This window comes from Pseudomonas sp. BF-R-30 (assembly GCF_019956175.1).
Taxonomy (GTDB): Bacteria; Pseudomonadota; Gammaproteobacteria; order Pseudomonadales; family Pseudomonadaceae; genus Aquipseudomonas; species Aquipseudomonas jessenii.
In genome coordinates this window covers 129,865-146,144 of record NZ_JAHBDE010000033.1, presented here as the reverse complement: position 1 = coordinate 146,144, position 16,280 = coordinate 129,865, and the positions used below count along the sequence as shown (strand labels likewise).

Annotated in this window: 13 protein-coding genes; 6 read left to right on the top strand and 7 right to left on the bottom strand. The window is 61.0% G+C overall.

Features of this window, described 5'->3' with window-relative positions:
• Window positions 1-13: 13 nt before the first annotated feature.
• Both waaA and KGB20_RS17780 read right to left on the bottom strand, forming a co-directional pair.
• Window positions 14-1,291 (bottom strand): lipid IV(A) 3-deoxy-D-manno-octulosonic acid transferase, encoded by a 1,278-nt coding sequence (gene waaA, locus KGB20_RS17785; RefSeq protein WP_154910349.1) that lies wholly within the window; start codon window positions 1,289-1,291, stop codon window positions 14-16.
• A gap of 11 nt (window positions 1,292-1,302) precedes the next feature.
• The gene (locus KGB20_RS17780; RefSeq protein ID WP_173677909.1) at window positions 1,303-2,205 is read right to left on the bottom strand and encodes a LysR family transcriptional regulator; all 903 of its coding nucleotides are present in this window, start codon (window positions 2,203-2,205) and stop codon (window positions 1,303-1,305) included.
• Window positions 2,206-2,308: 103 nt separating this feature from the next.
• On the opposite strand from KGB20_RS17780, the gene KGB20_RS17775 reads away from it, so the two are divergent.
• From KGB20_RS17775 to KGB20_RS17760, 4 genes are all read left to right on the top strand, one after another.
• The gene (locus tag KGB20_RS17775) at window positions 2,309-2,641 is read left to right on the top strand and encodes a DMT family transporter (protein WP_150811907.1); all 333 of its coding nucleotides are present in this window, start codon (window positions 2,309-2,311) and stop codon (window positions 2,639-2,641) included.
• Window positions 2,642-2,891: 250 nt separating this feature from the next.
• Window positions 2,892-4,067, top strand: a complete 1,176-nt coding sequence (locus KGB20_RS17770; RefSeq protein WP_154910348.1) for an NAD(P)/FAD-dependent oxidoreductase — start codon at window positions 2,892-2,894, stop codon at window positions 4,065-4,067.
• Window positions 4,064-4,876, top strand: a complete 813-nt coding sequence (locus KGB20_RS17765; RefSeq protein ID WP_057712273.1) for an aldo/keto reductase — start codon at window positions 4,064-4,066, stop codon at window positions 4,874-4,876. Before KGB20_RS17770 ends, KGB20_RS17765 begins: the two co-directional genes overlap by 4 nt.
• A gap of 32 nt (window positions 4,877-4,908) precedes the next feature.
• On the top strand, window positions 4,909-5,874 hold the full coding sequence (locus KGB20_RS17760; protein WP_057712274.1) for a hypothetical protein: 966 nt from the start codon (window positions 4,909-4,911) through the stop codon (window positions 5,872-5,874).
• A gap of 181 nt (window positions 5,875-6,055) precedes the next feature.
• Here KGB20_RS17760 and hldE read toward each other — a convergent pair whose 3' ends face one another.
• Both hldE and msbA read right to left on the bottom strand, forming a co-directional pair.
• The gene (gene hldE / locus KGB20_RS17755; protein ID WP_090452776.1) at window positions 6,056-7,480 is read right to left on the bottom strand and encodes a bifunctional D-glycero-beta-D-manno-heptose-7-phosphate kinase/D-glycero-beta-D-manno-heptose 1-phosphate adenylyltransferase HldE; all 1,425 of its coding nucleotides are present in this window, start codon (window positions 7,478-7,480) and stop codon (window positions 6,056-6,058) included.
• Window positions 7,481-7,690: 210 nt separating this feature from the next.
• Window positions 7,691-9,493 (bottom strand): lipid A export permease/ATP-binding protein MsbA, encoded by a 1,803-nt coding sequence (msbA, locus tag KGB20_RS17750; RefSeq protein WP_057712276.1) that lies wholly within the window; start codon window positions 9,491-9,493, stop codon window positions 7,691-7,693.
• Window positions 9,494-9,647: 154 nt separating this feature from the next.
• On the opposite strand from msbA, the gene KGB20_RS17745 reads away from it, so the two are divergent.
• Both KGB20_RS17745 and KGB20_RS17740 read left to right on the top strand, forming a co-directional pair.
• The gene (locus KGB20_RS17745) at window positions 9,648-11,510 is read left to right on the top strand and encodes an O-antigen ligase family protein (protein WP_154910347.1); all 1,863 of its coding nucleotides are present in this window, start codon (window positions 9,648-9,650) and stop codon (window positions 11,508-11,510) included.
• Window positions 11,510-12,733, top strand: a complete 1,224-nt coding sequence (locus KGB20_RS17740) for an acyltransferase family protein (RefSeq protein ID WP_150811911.1) — start codon at window positions 11,510-11,512, stop codon at window positions 12,731-12,733. Before KGB20_RS17745 ends, KGB20_RS17740 begins: the two co-directional genes overlap by 1 nt.
• 66 nt (window positions 12,734-12,799) lie before the next feature.
• Here KGB20_RS17740 and KGB20_RS17735 read toward each other — a convergent pair whose 3' ends face one another.
• From KGB20_RS17735 to KGB20_RS17725, 3 genes are read right to left on the bottom strand one after another with little or no spacing between them, the layout of a single operon-like run.
• A complete protein-coding gene (locus KGB20_RS17735; protein ID WP_102669306.1) occupies window positions 12,800-13,684 on the bottom strand; it encodes a glycosyltransferase in 885 nt (294 codons plus the stop codon).
• On the bottom strand, window positions 13,681-14,835 hold the full coding sequence (locus tag KGB20_RS17730; RefSeq protein WP_057712280.1) for a glycosyltransferase family 4 protein: 1,155 nt from the start codon (window positions 14,833-14,835) through the stop codon (window positions 13,681-13,683). Before KGB20_RS17730 ends, KGB20_RS17735 begins: the two co-directional genes overlap by 4 nt.
• Window positions 14,832-16,274, bottom strand: coding sequence for a PIG-L deacetylase family protein (locus tag KGB20_RS17725; protein WP_154910346.1), 1,443 nt, complete (start codon window positions 16,272-16,274; stop codon window positions 14,832-14,834). The genes KGB20_RS17730 and KGB20_RS17725 overlap by 4 nt, the downstream gene beginning before the upstream one ends.
• Window positions 16,275-16,280 lie beyond the last annotated feature (6 nt).

The following is a 16,280-nucleotide window of genomic DNA, read 5'->3' as shown; positions in this document are numbered from 1 at the left end:
AATACAACTCGGTCTAACGCTCGATCAACCGCCCCAACCCATCCAGCAACCGCTGCAACGCCCCCTGATTGGTGCGCATCACCGTCAACCCGGCCTCAGCCATGCGCTGCGCATCTCGCGGCAGTTCGAACAGTCGCTGCACCGCCACCGCCAGCCCTTCGGCATCTTCCACTTCCTGCAACGCCCCGGCACTGCGCAACTGCGCGGCGATTTCGAGGAAGTTGAAAAGATGCGGACCGCTCAACACCGGTTTAGCCAGGGCCGCCGGCTCCAGCAGGTTATGCCCGCCATTCGGCACCAGGCTGCCACCGACAAATGCGCTGTCCGCCAGGGCGTAGAGAAACAGCAACTCGCCCATGGTGTCGCCCAGCAGCACTGAAGTATTCGCACTGACCGCTTCGCCGCTGGAGCGCCGGACCGTGGCAAACCCTTGTTGCTGGCACAACCCGAACACCGAATTGAAGCGCTCAGGATGACGCGGCACCAAAATCAGCAGGGCATCGGGGTGACTGGCCAACAACTGACGGTGGGCCGCCAGCACCACCTCGTCTTCGCCGTCATGGGTACTGGCCGCGATCCACACCGGTCGTTCCAGCGCCTGCCATTGCCCGCGCAGCTCAACGGCGCGCTCCAGCAGTTGCGGGTCGATGGTCAGGTCGAACTTGATCGAACCGGTCACTTCGACGGTTTCCGTCCGCGCGCCCAGGTCGCGCAAGCGCTGGGCCTCGGCTTCGGTCTGCACCGCGAACAGACTCATCTCGGCCAGCATCGGCTGGGTCAGCCTGGGGAACCGGCCGTAACCTCTGGCCGAACGCTCGGACAGCCGCGCATTGGCCAACGCCACGGGGATCCCGCGTTTGGCACATTGATGGATGTGGTTGGGCCACAGCTCGGTTTCCATGATCACCGCCAGTTTCGGCTGGACCCGATCAAGGAAGCGCCGGGCAGCGCAAGGCAGGTCATAGGGCAGATAGCAGTGCTGGATGCGCGGCTCATTGGCGAACAGTGCATGGATGCGTTCCGAACCGGTCGGGGTCATGCAGGTCACGGTGATCGGCAGATTCGGATAACGCGCCAGCAAGGCGCGAATCATCGGTGCGGCCGCAATGCTTTCGCCCACCGACACGGCGTGCACCCAGATGCCGCCCGGTTTCATCGTCGGCATCCCGTAGGAAAAGCGCTCGCCGATGCGCCTGGCATACGCCGGCGCCTTGCGCGCGCGCAGCCAAAGCCGAATCGCTACCAAAGGCAGCCCCAGATAAAACAGCGCGGTGTAGAGAGTTCTATTCATGGCGGCGGAGTTTATCGGCTTTTTTCGCCTATCGTCTGCAAGTGCACGGCAAAACGTTCGGCGAGCCAGCGCGCGGCCGGACCGAGCGGTTCATCCCGGCGCCATACCAGTTCCACCACCAAGGCCGGCGGGGTCCATTCGCTGACCAATTCGACCATCTGGTTCTGATAGGTCGGGTACTGCACCACGTGGCGTGGCAACCAGGCCCAGCCGAGGCCGCGCACCAGCCATTCGGCCATCACATAAAAGCTGTCGGCGCGCCAGACCTGCGGGCTGGCCGGATCACTGCCGGGATAAATGCTCGACTCTGTGGACATCAGCAACTGCCGATGTTGCGCCAGTTGCTGGCCGTCCACTGTGCCCTTGCGCGCCAACGGATGATCCTTGCCGCACACCGTGACCATTTCCACGCTGCCCAGCACCCGCCGCTCAAGAGCCTCGGGAATCTGATCGTGAAAGAACAGCAGCCCCAGATCGGCGCGCCGCTCCACCAGCTTGCGCGCGACATCGCCTTGGGCGGCGCTGGTCAGTTGCACTTCAAGGCTGGGGAATTTTTCCGCCAGGGCTTCGAAGCTTTCGATGATCGGCTGATAAGGCATCGCCTCATCCTGCGCCACACGCAGTCGAGCTTCCTGCCCGCGCATCATCGCCAGCGCCCGGCCATTGAGCCGTTCGCACTGGCGCAACACTTCCCGCGCTTCGTCCAGCAAAGCCGTGCCGGCTTCAGTGAGTTTCGGCTGACGGCCGCTGCTGCGGTCGAACAGGCTGACGCCCAGGTCTTCTTCCAGCAACGCTATCGAACTGCTGACTGCCGACTGCGCCTTGCGCTGATCGCGCGCCACAGCAGAAAACGAACGCTGCTCCGCTACGCTCACAAACAACCGCAGCTGCTCCAGATTCCATTGCATGCTCATGGCTCAACCCATCTCTCAAACAGATAGGTAATGACTTTACCGCATCTGGCGAATCTCTAGAATGCCGACCTCAGAGAGCAACACTTCACACGAGGATTGACCCATGACCGCTTACTACTACCTGGCCATTGCCATCTGCGCCGAAGTGATTGCCACTGTTTCGATGAAAGCGGTCAAAGGCTTCAGCACCCCGCTGCCACTGGTGCTGGTCATCGTCGGGTACGGGATCGCCTTCTGGATGCTGACCCTGGTGGTGCGCAGCGTTCCGGTGGGCGTGGCGTACGCCGTGTGGGCCGGCATGGGAATCGTGATGGTCAGCGTCGCGGCCCTGTTTATCTATGGGCAGAAGCTGGACGTGCCGGCGATGATGGGGATGGCGCTGATTGTGCTGGGTGTCGTGGTCATCCAGCTCTTCTCCAAGACTGCGGGGCATTAACGACTACTCCCTTTGGCAATCCGATCAATTGTGGCGAGGGGGCTTGCCCCCGCTGGGTCGCGAAGCGGCCCTAAAACACGCAAGCACGGAGTTAACAGATGCACTGTGCAGTCGGGTATTACGACTGCTACGCAGTCGAACGGGGGCAAGCCCCCTCGCCACAGGTTTTGTGCTCACCTCTTGATCCAGTAAATCCCCTCCACTTCGAGTCTGTATACTGCGCCCTCGTCTTGAACACAGAGGTCGCCGAATGCCATCCGTTATTTCCACCGACGTGCTGATTGTCGGCGCTGGTGTCGCCGGCCTCTGGCTGAATGCGCGCCTGCGTCGCCAGGGTTTTTCGACCGTGCTGGTGGAAAGCGCCAGCCTCGGCGGCGGGCAGAGTGTCAAGTCCCAGGGCATCATCCACGGGGGCGCCAAATACGCGCTGCATGGCGCCCTGACCGGTGCCTCGGAAGCCATCGCCGACATGCCGCGCCGCTGGCGTGAAGCCTTGGCTGGCGACGGCGAACTGGACCTGTCCGGGGTGCGCCTGTTGTCCGAAGCCCATTACCTCTGGTCCCCTGGCACCCTCGCCGGCAACCTCACCAGTTTCTTTGCCAGCAAAGCCGTGCGCGGGCGTGTCGATCAGGTCAAGGGCGAGCAATTGCCGCCAGCCCTGCAAGACAAACGTTTCAAGGGCAAAGTCTATCGCCTGGCGGAACTGGTGATCGACGTGCCAAGCCTGATCCAGCGCCTGGCCGATCTGGCCGGAGATGGCTTGCTCGCCGGGCAGAAGATCGAGCCGCTGCTCGAAGGCGGCGTGCTGGTCGGCCTGAAGGTGGACGAGCGCGAGATCCGTGCCCAACGCATCGTCCTGAGTGCCGGCGCCGGAACCGCGGCATTGCTTGAAACGCTGGGCCTGAGCCAGCCCGCCATGCAGCGCCGCCCGTTGCACATGATCATCGCCAAGGGGCCAAGCCTCAAACCGCTGTACGCCCACTGCCTGGGTGGTGGCACCAAACCGCGCATCACCGTGACCACGCACCCGGCGGCAGATGGCCAATGGGTCTGGTACCTGGGCGGCGATATCGCGGAATCCGAAGGCGTGACCCGTGAGCCCGCCGAGCAGATCGCCACCGCACAGAAAGAACTAGGTCAATTGCTGCCATGGATCGACCTGAGCACAGTGCAATGGGCCACCTTGCGCGTGGATCGCGCCGAACCGCTGCAATCAGGCCTGACCCGTCCCGACAACGCCTTTGTGGCCGAGGAAGGCCGACTGCTGGTGGGTTGGCCGACAAAACTCGCCCTGGCACCGGACTTCGCCGACCGGGTGATCGCCAGCCTGACCCGCGACGGTATCCAGCCAAGCCACCCGGCAGCACTGCCTGAACTGCCGAAGCCGCCGATGGGCGTACCGGCCTGGGAGCAACTGCTGCCATGAGCCAACCGACCCTGCACGACCTGCATCGCCCGTTGGGCAGCACCGGCCTGCTGGTTTCACCCCTGGGCCTGGGCACCGTGAAACTGGGCCGCGACCAAGGGGTGAAGTACCCCAACGGCTTTCAGATTCCCGATGACGATGAAGCACGCAGGCTGCTCAAACTCGCCCGCGACCTGGGCATCAACCTGATCGACACCGCCCCGGCCTATGGTCGCAGCGAAGAACGCCTCGGCCCGTTGCTGCGCGGTCAGCGTCAGGATTGGGTGATTGTCAGCAAGGTCGGCGAGGAGTTTGCCGACGGCCAGTCCCGTCACGATTTCAGCGCCGCACACACTCGAATGTCGGTGGAACGCAGCCTGCACCGCCTGGAAACGGACTTCATCGACCTGGTGCTGGTGCACTCCGATGGTAACGACCTGGCGATCCTCAATGACTGCGAAGTCTACGACACCCTCGCCGCGCTCAAGGCCGAAGGCAAGATTCGCGGCTTCGGCTTTTCCGGCAAAACCGTCGACGGTGGCCTCAAGGCACTGGAGCAAGGCGATTGCGCGATGGTCACCTACAATCTGAACGAACAAAACGAGAAGGCCGTCATTGACTATGCTGCTGCACACGGCAAAGCCATTCTGGTCAAGAAAGCCCTCGCCAGTGGTCATGTCTGCCTGAGTCCGGGCGTGGATCCGGTGCGCGCCAGTTTCGAGTTGTTGTTTGAACATCCGGGTGTTGCCAGTGCTATTGTCGGGACCATCAATCCGCTGCACCTCGCCCACAATGTCGCGACCGTTGCCCAGGTCCTACGTAGCCACTGACGCCGCTCACGCGGCCTTAAGCAGGAGCCGACATGTCGCGTACGCTCATCAGAAAGAACCCGAGCAACTTCAAGACCCTGCCGTTATTCGTCGAAGCGACCCCCGAAGGCCTGGCTTATCAGAGCGTCGGCAGGCCGCTGAATTTTTCCCAGACTCTGCAACGTCGTCGACCGGTGACGGTCGGCGACAGCGAACGGTTTGCCCTGGAGCTGGCCAACCTCGGGGTTTCGGTGCGCCTGACCCTGCATTGGCAGAATCGCGACTATTGGGTGCTGGTGCGCCAACGCCGGCAGGACCGTGGCGATGTGGTGCTCAAGCTGATCTCCGGTTATGTGCCCGCCCATGAACTGAATCTGCCCTTGCACACGGCGATCCAGGAAATAGCCGAAGAATGCCTGCTGGAAACCCCGGAAGGCTGGCTCGGTGGGCGGTTCAACGACACCTGGCTGCCAGCGCCCTACTCGGCCGCCCTGCATTACCGTGAAGCCCTGCCGTTTCGCTTGTCGCCACTGTCTGGCTCGGCGCGACCGGTACGTTGCGCCAACCTGATGCTGATGGAGCGTCCGCGGGCTTACGTGCATTTGCCAACGGCGTCACTGCAACTGATCTACGACTTGCGCCTGGACGTTCCCAAGGAAGCCAAATCCCTGAGCCTGTTCCATGTCGATGAACGACTGGAAGGCGATCAACTCGTCGCCCGCCTCGACCGCAAGCGCCCCGATCTGTACTTGATGCCCTTGCAGGACGGCCACCCGATGGCTGAGCTCTACACCTTGAAAAAGGATCAGCTGTGTCCCGCCAGCACGCGCGGACTGTACCTGGCCGAGAGTTTTGCCCGACAGGAAGGCTGGCTGGTTCGCGACGAGCGAATTCGCTGGAAGGACTGGGTGAGGCAGCAGGGCCTGACCCCGCCGGGGAAGGATTCGGGCCTGGCGCGGTTACGCGGGAAGGCCAAGCTCTTGCTGAAGAAAATAGTGCCGCGTAAAGCGGCACGATAGGAAGATCACGTGGATTCTTGTGGCGAGGGGACTTGCCCCCGTTCGGCTGCGAAGCAGTCGGAGAACCCGTGCATGCGGTGTACCTGATACCCCGCAGTTGCAGGTTTTAGGGTCGCTTCGCAACCCAACGGGGGCAAGCCCCCTCGCCACAGCAAGCCCCCTCGCCACAGGTGGCCGCAGATTATTCAGACTTGCGGATCTTCTCGACAATCGCGGTGGTCGAGCTGTTTTCCACCAGCCCCAGCACTTTCACGGTACCGCCATAGGCCGTCACGATGTCCGCGCCGACCACCTGGTCGATGCCGTAGTCGCCGCCCTTGACCAGCACGTCCGGCTTGACCGCGCTCAGCAGGTTTTCCGGGGTGCCTTCCGAGAAGCTGATCACCCAGTCCACCGCACCCAGGCCGGCCAGTACGGCCATGCGCCGGTCGACACTGTTGATCGGACGGCCAGGCCCTTTCAGGCGGCTGACCGATGCATCGTCGTTGATCGCCACGATCAGGCGATCACCCTGAGCCCGCGCCTGCTCCAGATAGGTCACATGACCGGCGTGCAGGATGTCGAAGCAACCGTTGGTGAACACGATCCGCTCGTTGTGCGCGCGGGCATCATCGACCGCCAGCAACAGCTGCTCAAGGCCCAGCACTCCACGCTCGGAACCTTCCTCGCGCTGAATCGCACGACGCAGTTCAGGCGCACTGATGGCCGCCGTACCTAGCTTGCCGACCACAATACCGGCCGCCAGGTTGGCCAGGGCCACCGCGTGGGGCAACTCCTCACCCGCAGCAATCGCGGCCGCCAGGGTGGAAATTACTGTGTCGCCGGCACCGGTCACGTCAAACACTTCACGGGCCCGGGCCGGCAAGTGCAGCGCTGGATGATCCGGGCGCAGCAAGGTCATGCCGTGCTCGCCACGGGTCACCAGCAAGGCACCGAGGTCCAGGTCGTGCATCAGTTGCGCGCCCTTGCTCACCAATTCGTGCTCATCGGCGCAACCACCGACGATGGTTTCGAACTCGTTGAGGTTTGGCGTGATCAGGCTCGCACCACGGTAGATCGAGAAATCCTTGCCCTTGGGATCGGCCAGCACCGGAATGCCGCGGGCGCGGGCAGCCTGGATCAGCGCCTGATGGTTTTTCAGCGCGCCTTTGCCGTAGTCGGACAGCACCAGCACCTTGATGCCTTCGAGCAACTCATCGACCTGCGCGGCCAGCGCCAGCGCGTCGGTGGCGAAGGGTTCTTCGAAGTCGATACGCAGCAATTGCTGGTGACGGCTCATGACCCGCAGCTTGACGATGGTCGGCTGGTGCGCAATGCGCTGGAAGATGGCCCGCACGCCGGCGCCCTTGAGGCTGTTGACCAGACTGTTGGCGGCTTCATCGTCGCCGGTGACACCGACCAGCGAAGCCGGAGCCCCCAAGGCGGCAATGTTCAAGGCAACGTTGGCAGCACCGCCCGGGCGGTCTTCGATGTGATCGACCTTGACCACCGGCACCGGTGCCTCAGGAGAAATCCGTGAGGTACCACCATGCCAGTAACGGTCGAGCATGACATCGCCGACCACCAAGACAGGGGCTTGATCGAATCGCGGCATGGACAACTTCATGGTGCAACCCACATACAGAATGAACAGGGGCGCGATATTAACACAGGGTTGGTGTCGGCTAGTGCGGTGGCTGCAACCGGATGATTCGCCAACATTTTTTGCTCATTTTTTGAGCAATAAACCCGCTAGGCGAAATCAACAAAGTCACGGTAGTGGCTGACCGGTTTCGACGGGAGTGCGAAAGGGCGAGCCAGGCTCGCCCTTTCGGGGTCAGGCGATGTCTTCGGCCGGGGCGTCGAGGCCCATCGCGTTGAGGCGCGAGTAGTAGCCGTTTTGCGCCAGCAGTTGTTCATGGGTGCCGCGCTCGACGATTTTCCCCTGATCCATGACCAGGATCAGGTCGGCCTTCTCGATGGTCGACAGGCGGTGAGCGATCACCAGCGTGGTGCGACCTTTCATGACCTGGTCCAGGGCTGCCTGAATATGCCGCTCGGACTCGGTATCGAGCGCCGAAGTCGCCTCATCGAGGATCAGCAGCGGAGCATTCTTCAACAGTGCCCGGGCAATCGCCAGGCGCTGGCGTTGGCCACCGGACAGCAGCACGCCGTTTTCCCCGACCTGGGTGTCCAGGCCTTCAGGCAATTGAGCGATGAAGTCCATCGCGTAGGCATCCTTGGCCGCCTTTTCAATGTCTTCACGGGGTGCGCCAGCCAGGTCGCCATAGGCGATATTGTTGGCCACGGTATCGCTGAACAGGGTCACGTGCTGAGTCACCTGGGCGATATGCCGACGCAGGTTCAACAGCTTGTACTGTTCCACTTCGACGCCATCGATCAGGATTTCGCCCTTGTCGTGGTGATAGAAACGCGGAATCAGGTTGGCCAGGGTCGACTTGCCGCTGCCCGAACGTCCCACCAAGGCCACCATTTGCCCGGGCTCGACCGAGAAACTGATGTCATTGAGCACCTGACGCTCGGTGTCAGGATAGGTAAAACTGAGGTTGCGCACATCCAGGCGACCGCTGACCACATCACGCTCGACGGTGCCGGTATCGACTTCAGGCTGGACATCCAGTTGCTCGAAGATACTTTCAGCGCCGGCCACGCCCTTCTGGATGGTCGAGCTGACTTCGGACAGCTGGCGAATCGGCTTGGGCAGCAGGCCAGCCAGAGTGATGTAGGCCACCATGTCGCCGGCCGACGCATCGCCCCGCAGGAACAGCACCAGGAACATCAGCACGGCCATGGCGGTGTAGATCACCAGTTGCAGCAACGGCGTGTAGATGGCGCCGGTGCGGGTCATGCGCAATTGCTTGTCGGTGTTGCCCTGGCTGGCATCGAAGAAACGTTTCTCTTCGTACTTTTCACCGCCGAAGCTGCGCACCACGCGATAGCCCTGGATCGTTTCGGACGCCACATGCGTCACGTCCCCCATGGCCAGCTGGATTTTCTTGCTCTGCTTGCGGAATTTCTTGCTGGCCGTGCGCACCATGAGGGCGATCAGCGGCAGGATAGCGACCATGACCAGCGTCAGGCGCCAGTTCATGTACAACAGCGAGGCAAACAGGAAGATCACCGTCATGCCTTCACGGATTACGACCTTGATCGCATCTGTTGCCGCCCCCGTGACCATGGTCACGTTGAAGGTAATACGTGAAATCAGGTGCCCCGAGTTATGCTTGTCGAAATACCGGTTTGGCAACACCAGCAGGTTGTTGAACAACTGGACCCGCAAGTCATGGACCAGGCCCAGGGAAACCTTGGCCAGGAAGTAGTTGCCCAGATACGACCCCAACCCCTGCCACGCGGCGATCAGGATGATCAACAATGGCACCGCCTGCAGCAGTTGCAGATCCCGCAGGTAGGGCACTGTTGGAAACAGCACCGCTTCAGGATTGGATAGACCGTCGACAAAGTACTTGAGGATGTAGCCCAGCATTGGCTGTGTCGAAGCGAAAATCAGAAAACCGACGATGCTGATCAGAAACAGGCTGATATACGGCCGGACATAGCCGAGCAGGCGGAAGTAGATTTTCAAGCTCGATGGGCTTGCGCAGAGACTGGAGTCGGTCATATCACGCGAATGTCGATGAAAAGGACGCTGACTTTACCACAGCTTCCCCAGGGTTCTGGCAATCGCATACAGTCTGTGTATTGTGGCGCGTCAAATAGCCACCCGATGTCCCTGCCTTGGTATGGTCGCTCAATTCAGGAATAAGTTACCCAGCATGCAATTAAACGTTTTGAACAGCACGTCCAACAGAATCTTCGATTTCATTTGTTTGTGGATCCTTCCGCTCGGTTATCTGTTGCTGCTTTGTGCGCTGTTTTTCCTGCCGGGGCGCAGTGTGCATCACAAGCTTTATTATGGCCTGTTCAGCATTCCGGCACTCTTTGCACTGTGCCTGCGGCCGCGGCTCGGCAAAGAGTTGCTGCGCGAGCCGATTGTCATTGCAGCCCTGCTATTTATGGCGTGGGCACTGCTCAGCCTGTGCTGGAGGCCAGACGACGACATCGACTTTGGCCAGTTCAAACCGCCATTGCACACCTTGTTGCTGTTCGTAGGCTGCTACCTGCTGGTGCGCTTTCGCAGCGAAATCATCCAGCCCCTGCTGTTCTGCGCCGCAACGGTGGCACTGGTCATCTCTGCCTACAACCTGTACAGGTTCGACCAGATCTACCAACCGGAAATGCGCTTGATCGGTGTAGGCGCATTCGACAATCCACTGCTCAGCTCCCACGTTTTCGGCTTTTTTTGTACCTATTGGCTGAGCCTGAGCATGACCTGCAAGCGACGCCAGGTACTTTGGCTGAGCGTACCGGCGATGGCGATCATGTTTGCCGCAGTGCTGGCCACCGGCTCCAGGACCCCACTGGTTGCACTGACGCTGGCGGCGCTATGGCTGTGTTTCATCTGCTGGAATCAACGCTCGGTCTTCATGCTTGGCACCATGTTCTTCGCCGGTACGGCGACTTTCGCGTTGTTTGCGGACAAAATCTTCGAAAGAGGCAGTTCCTTCCGCATCGAGCTCTGGCAATTGACCCTGAGCCGGATCGCTGAACACCCATGGATCGGGCACGGTTACAACGCCGCACTGAGACTGGATCCCGGCGTAGGCTACAACCTTCAGGAGCCCCATAGCTTTGCCCTTGGCGTGCTCTACTACGTCGGCATTATCGGCCTGCTGCCATGGCTGTTCTTTGTTGTATGGAGCTTCATCAGCAGCCGGCGCCATCGTGTGCAACCGCTGTTTATCATCGCCTCAGCCTGGCTGGCCTTCGGTATCGGTGCAGGCCTGACTGAAGGTGGCGGGATCATCTCTCGCCCCAAGGAGCACTGGTTCCTGCTATGGATCCCCTTGGCGCTGATTGCCGCATTGAGCATCAATCAACGTGCCCGGCGCCTGCTGGACACGCCGATCAAGACGGCGACACCAAGCGCCCTGCAACAGCTGACTGCCGATGCCAGGGTCATCGAAGAGGATGGTCTGGGCCCCAAGGTCCTGCGCCTGACCGATGGCAGTTTTCTCAAGCTGTTCCGTCGCCGTCGCTGGTATACCTCGGGCAGTTTCACGCCCTACTCCGATCGGTTTGCCGTCAATAGCGTGCAACTGCGCGGCATGGGCATCCCGACACCGCACATCCTCGACCTTTACCGGTTCGAAGACGGCAGCACCGCCGTGCATTACTCCCCGTTGCCAGGCAACACGCTGCGCCAGATCCTGCAAGGCATCACCGCCCCGGCGGTGCGCCAGGCACTGGTGGAGCGCTTCGGTAAATTCATGGCTCAACTGCACCAGCAAGGGGTCTACTTCCGCTCCCTGCACCTGGGCAATGTGCTGGTGCTGGAGGACGGCGAGTTCGGCCTGATCGACCTGGCCGACCTGCGAATTTACCCCTCGGCATTGAGCCCTTCCCTGCGTCGGCGTAATCTGCGCCACATGCAGCGCTATGCATCGGATCGGCATTGGTTGTTCGAGGATCACTTCGAAGCACTGCTGCTGGGATACGCCGCAACGGCCTCGAAAGCCGACGTGGATAATTTGCACAGGCACGTGCTGGCCGGTAGTCCTCCGGCCCAGGCTCACTGATGACAGAAACCAACCCGCTTATCGCGATGGCGGCCTACCTGCTCGCCATCGCGACCGCTGCGCTACTGTTGCGCAGCGTGCCGAAAATCCCCCGAGAGCTGGAGCATTGGGGCGAAAGCCGCTTTGCCGGCATCGACGGCTTACGCGGGTATCTGGCCTTCGGCGTGTTCGTGCACCACTCGATCATTACCTGGATCTTTCTGAAAACCGGCGTGATCGACTTTCCACCGAGCAACTTCTACTCGCAGCTCGGCCAGGGTAGCGTCGCCCTCTTTTTCATGATCACCGGCTTTCTGTTCTGGAACCGCTTGCTCACCCACGGACGGCAGCACGACTGGCTGGCATTTGCGGTATCCAGGCTGTTTCGCCTCTACCCGCTATACCTGCCGCTGATGTTGACCGTGTTTGTCTGTGTGTTCTATTTGCAGGACTGGGAACTCAAGGACTCCGGCACCCAACTCATTGGCCAGACCCTGGCCTGGCTGATCTTCGACCGGCCAGACGTCAACCAGTACCACCAGACCGGCATGCTGATCTCCAACGTCACCTGGACGCTGGGGTACGAGTTGTTTTTCTACCTGGCCCTGCCACTGGCCGCCATGGTGTTCATTTATCGCGGCGGCTGGATGCAGACGGTGCTGTGCCTGATCGGCATCTATACCCTGTACCAGGTGGTCGGCTGGGAACACTCGCTGAAGAAGCACTTCCTGGCCAGCTTCCTCGGCGGCATCGCTGCGGCGTACTGGATTCGCCGTCCACAATGGGTCGCCTGGAGCCTGTCTCCACTGGCGGGCATCGTCGCCCTGCTCGCGCTGGCGATCGCCTTTACGGCGTTCAACCGGGCATTCAACCTGGGGGCGCTGCTGCTGCTTTCACTGTTCTTTGTGATCGTGGCGTCCGGCAATACCTTGTTCGGCGCCCTGAGACCACGCAGCATCCGCTGGCTGGGGGAAATCAGCTACAGCACGTATCTGCTGCACGGTTTCGTGCTATGGGTACTGGTGCAGCGACTGCCGCCGATATTGCACCTTGACGTCCGGCAAGCCTGGGTCTTCCTGCCGTTGCTGGCCGTGTGCAGTTGCCTGCTGATCATCATCAGCAGCCTGACTTACCTGTACATCGAAAAGCCCGGTATCAATGCCGGCAAGAAAACCCTGCACTGGTTGCGCCAGAACAGGAAGCCGAGGAAAGAACTTCCGGAGGAAACAGCTCAACAACGTTGAGCCGTTTCCGGGGCATGCCTGCGAGGACAATGCCCCGCCTTCCCCCCCTTGAATCCAGCCTCCGGCTCAGTCTTTCTCCAGCCGTGAGAAATACATCCGGCCCAGTCCACGCCAGGTTTTCTTGTTCCAGGCCTTGAACGGAATCTGCGCCAGCAACTCCCGCGCCAGCTTGCGATCACGGTTGGCGGTCTTGAGGAACATGGAATTGAGGAACTTGTAGCGCACCTCGTCATACAGCGGGTGATCGCTGAAGAGCGCGTAGGTGCGCAGGATGCTATCGATCATGAAGCGGTGATTCTTGTAGGAGTTGGTGGCGTGCTTGCGATAGCGCGCCATCAACACATTCAGACCATCGATGAAGTAACCGGCATGGGTCACCTTCAGCTCGATCAGCAAGTCTTCCAGGCGAATGGTCGGGTCGAAACCGCCCACCTTGTCCAGCGCTTCGCGGCGGATCATCAGGGTAGGCGCCGGAGGATAGGGCTTGCGCTCGAGGAACATGTCGTCGAAATCCAGACGACGGAACGGCACATCCCGACGCTGGCGCTTCTCGGGGTAGAGATTGCCGTCGGCATCGATCAGTTCGATGTTACCGGCGCAAATGCCGACCTCGGGCTTGCCCTCCATATGCGCGACCTGAGTGGCGATTCGCTCCGGCAGCATGATGTCATCCGAACCGAACGGCACGATCAGGCTGCCCTTGGCCCGGGCAATTGCACCGTTGAGGGTGTTGGTCAGCCCCTGGTTTTCCTGAACCCGGAAGTCGAAGCCATGGATGGCCTGCAATGCCTTGATCCGCTCGACGCTGTCATCCTTCGAGCCGTCGTCGACCACCAGCAACTCGATGTTCCGATAGGTCTGGTTGAGGACGCTGAGAATGCTTTCCTCGATGTAAGGGGCATGGTTGTACGACGCGATGATGACCGTGACGATGGGTTGCGCGTCGTTCATGGCTGCTCCTTGCGGGCCTGTTCCAGGCCGGAATCGATCAGATTGAGGTATTCGCGACGGAACTCCTCAATGTCATGGTGTTGCTGCAGATAACGGAAGGACTGCTCGCCCTTGGCCTTGAGCTCGTCATCCGAAAGGCCAAGGTAAGTGTCCAGCGCCGCCTGCAGCGTCGGCACATCCTTCGGCGTAATCGCCAGGCCACCGGCCCCCTCGATGAGCGGCAACATGGCCGGCACGTTCGAGGCGATCACCGGCAAATGCCCGCTCATGCCTTCGAGCAGCGCCAGCCCGAGGCCTTCGGCCAAAGAAGGCATGGTCCAGATGTCGAAAGCTCGAATGTACTGCAGGGCAATTTCCTTGAACCCCAGCAAATGGGCGCGACCGCTGAGGCCGAGGCGGTCGATTTCCGCGGCCAGGCGCGACTCTTCGCGGCCGGCACCAATGATCGCCAGTTGGGTATTGGGGTACTTGTCCTTGAGTGCCGCGAAGGCCTGCAGCAAATAGATATGGCCCTTGACCGGCACCAGTCGCCCCAACGCACCGATCAGCCGCACCGACGGATCGATGCCCAGCATTTCACGGGCCTTTTCACGACTGTGTTGTAGACCTTCGGCCTGCTCGATGTCGATGGCATTGGTGATGGCATAGGTATTCTGATCGGTGAAGCCGCAGTCACAGTCCAGCAGATACTGTTTCACCGCTGGCGACACGCCGACGAAGCGCCAGTGACGATCGATCAGGCGCTGGGTCTGGCGGCGCCGGTAAAAACGGTCGTACTCGCCAAAGCCGTGGGAAATGCCGATGCACAACGGCACTTTCAACCAGCGGTTGAGCGCCAGCATCATGTTCACCGGCTTGAAGCGGTTGCAGATCACTACATCGAATTTTTCCCGACGGCAGAACTTGTACAGCTGCCACATGGCCCGCAGGCGCATGCCCTTGAGGGACTTGTCGGAAAATTCGAAGTACACCGAACGGTCGGCTCGGCTCACTGCTTCGCCCGGCCCGGGTTTGCCGCGCAGAAACGCGGCGGTCACTTCATAGCGATCACCGGGCAGGGCCTTGACGATTTGCTCCGCGAGGTCGGCGAAATCATGGGCTTTGACGTTGTAGTCAGGCTGCAGCTGCAGGACCTTCGACCGCTGACTCATAACTCTCCCCGCTGAGAAACATTGCCTGGTGTGTGCTTGATGGACCACAAAAGCTCGTGGCGCCGGACGGCCTTGCGAAAGAATTCGTTCTGGCCATAGCTGGACGGCAACCGGCCGGCCAACAAACGTTGTATCAACCGACGCAAGCGACGCTTGAACGGCATCGCCGATTGCAGGTCGTGCATCATGCCCAACGCCATGGCCTTGTCTCGCTGCTGCTCCAGCGGCAAGGGCAGGCAATAAGGCTGCATCGGCTGGGCCGGATCGAAGGCCGGCGGCAGGGCGATGCCATCACCGGTATCGCCCATCGGCCAGCGGTCGTTGTCGTGCAGGTGGTTGGCATAGCCCAATAGCGTGGTCGGCTGCCAGTCCAGGCCTTGCAAGGCTTCGAGAACTGCCGCCTGGGCGCAGATATGATCGGGATGCGGATCGAGGGTCGGATGCGGCAGGACGATGACCTCGGGGCGGGCCCGCAGCAGCAACTCACGAAGATCCGCCAGCAGATTGTTCCAGGTCGGCGCGCCATCGGCATCGCCCGGTAGCGTGAAAGGATTCAACTGACGGAACAGCCGGGTATCGTCCAGGTCCGCTTCCCGCGATCCCGCGGTCACCGCAGGCGCGGCCTGCATGCTCGCCAGTTGCAGGCAGAAATAACCCAGTTGTACGCAGTGGGCCTCGGGTACACCGGCCCAACGTGGCACGGTGATGCTGTCCCAGGTGCGCAGGCGGCCTTTCAAGCGGGCCGCATCGACCTTGTTCAGTCCCATCTGCCGGTAGTGTTCGGCTTCGATTTCGCCCGCTGTCAGCGTGACGATCCAGGTTTCGTCGGCTTGGCTGTACAAACCGTAGGCTGCCAGCTCGGCATCATCGGCGTGGGGCGCGATGACCATCACCCTTTGACGCCGATAATCCGGATGTTCCAGTGCCCACAGCACAGGCTCACCGAACACACGACAGAAACGCCCGCGCAAGCGCAGCTCACCACGCGACAGCGCCTGAGCCTGACCACTGAGATTGAGGTAACGCAGGCCGTTTACGCCTCGTTCGAAGGTTTGTCGATCAGGGTTTTCGCCCCCCGCCAACTCGACCACTGGATCGATAAAACGTCCCAGCCAGGTGCTTTTCACCCGCAGGGCCAGCACCAGCGTCGCATCGTCGACCAGCATCACGCCCTCGTCCAGCCGCAAATGTTCACCGTTCAGGTGCACCTTGGGCTGGGGCGTGTAGGGCGGAAAGCTGTATTGGTAATCGTCTTTCGGTGAGTAGAACAGGTGGTCGGCAAACCAGGCTTCGTGGGCAACCCAACCCAGAACCGCCAGCACCAGCGGCAACCACCAGGCCACCAGTACACCCATGACGATCAACAGCACCAGCGCAATCAGCAGGCCGATACGTTTGTTGCGCCGATGGCGCTTGAGCAGTTGCTGTTTGCGGCTCATGGTTTG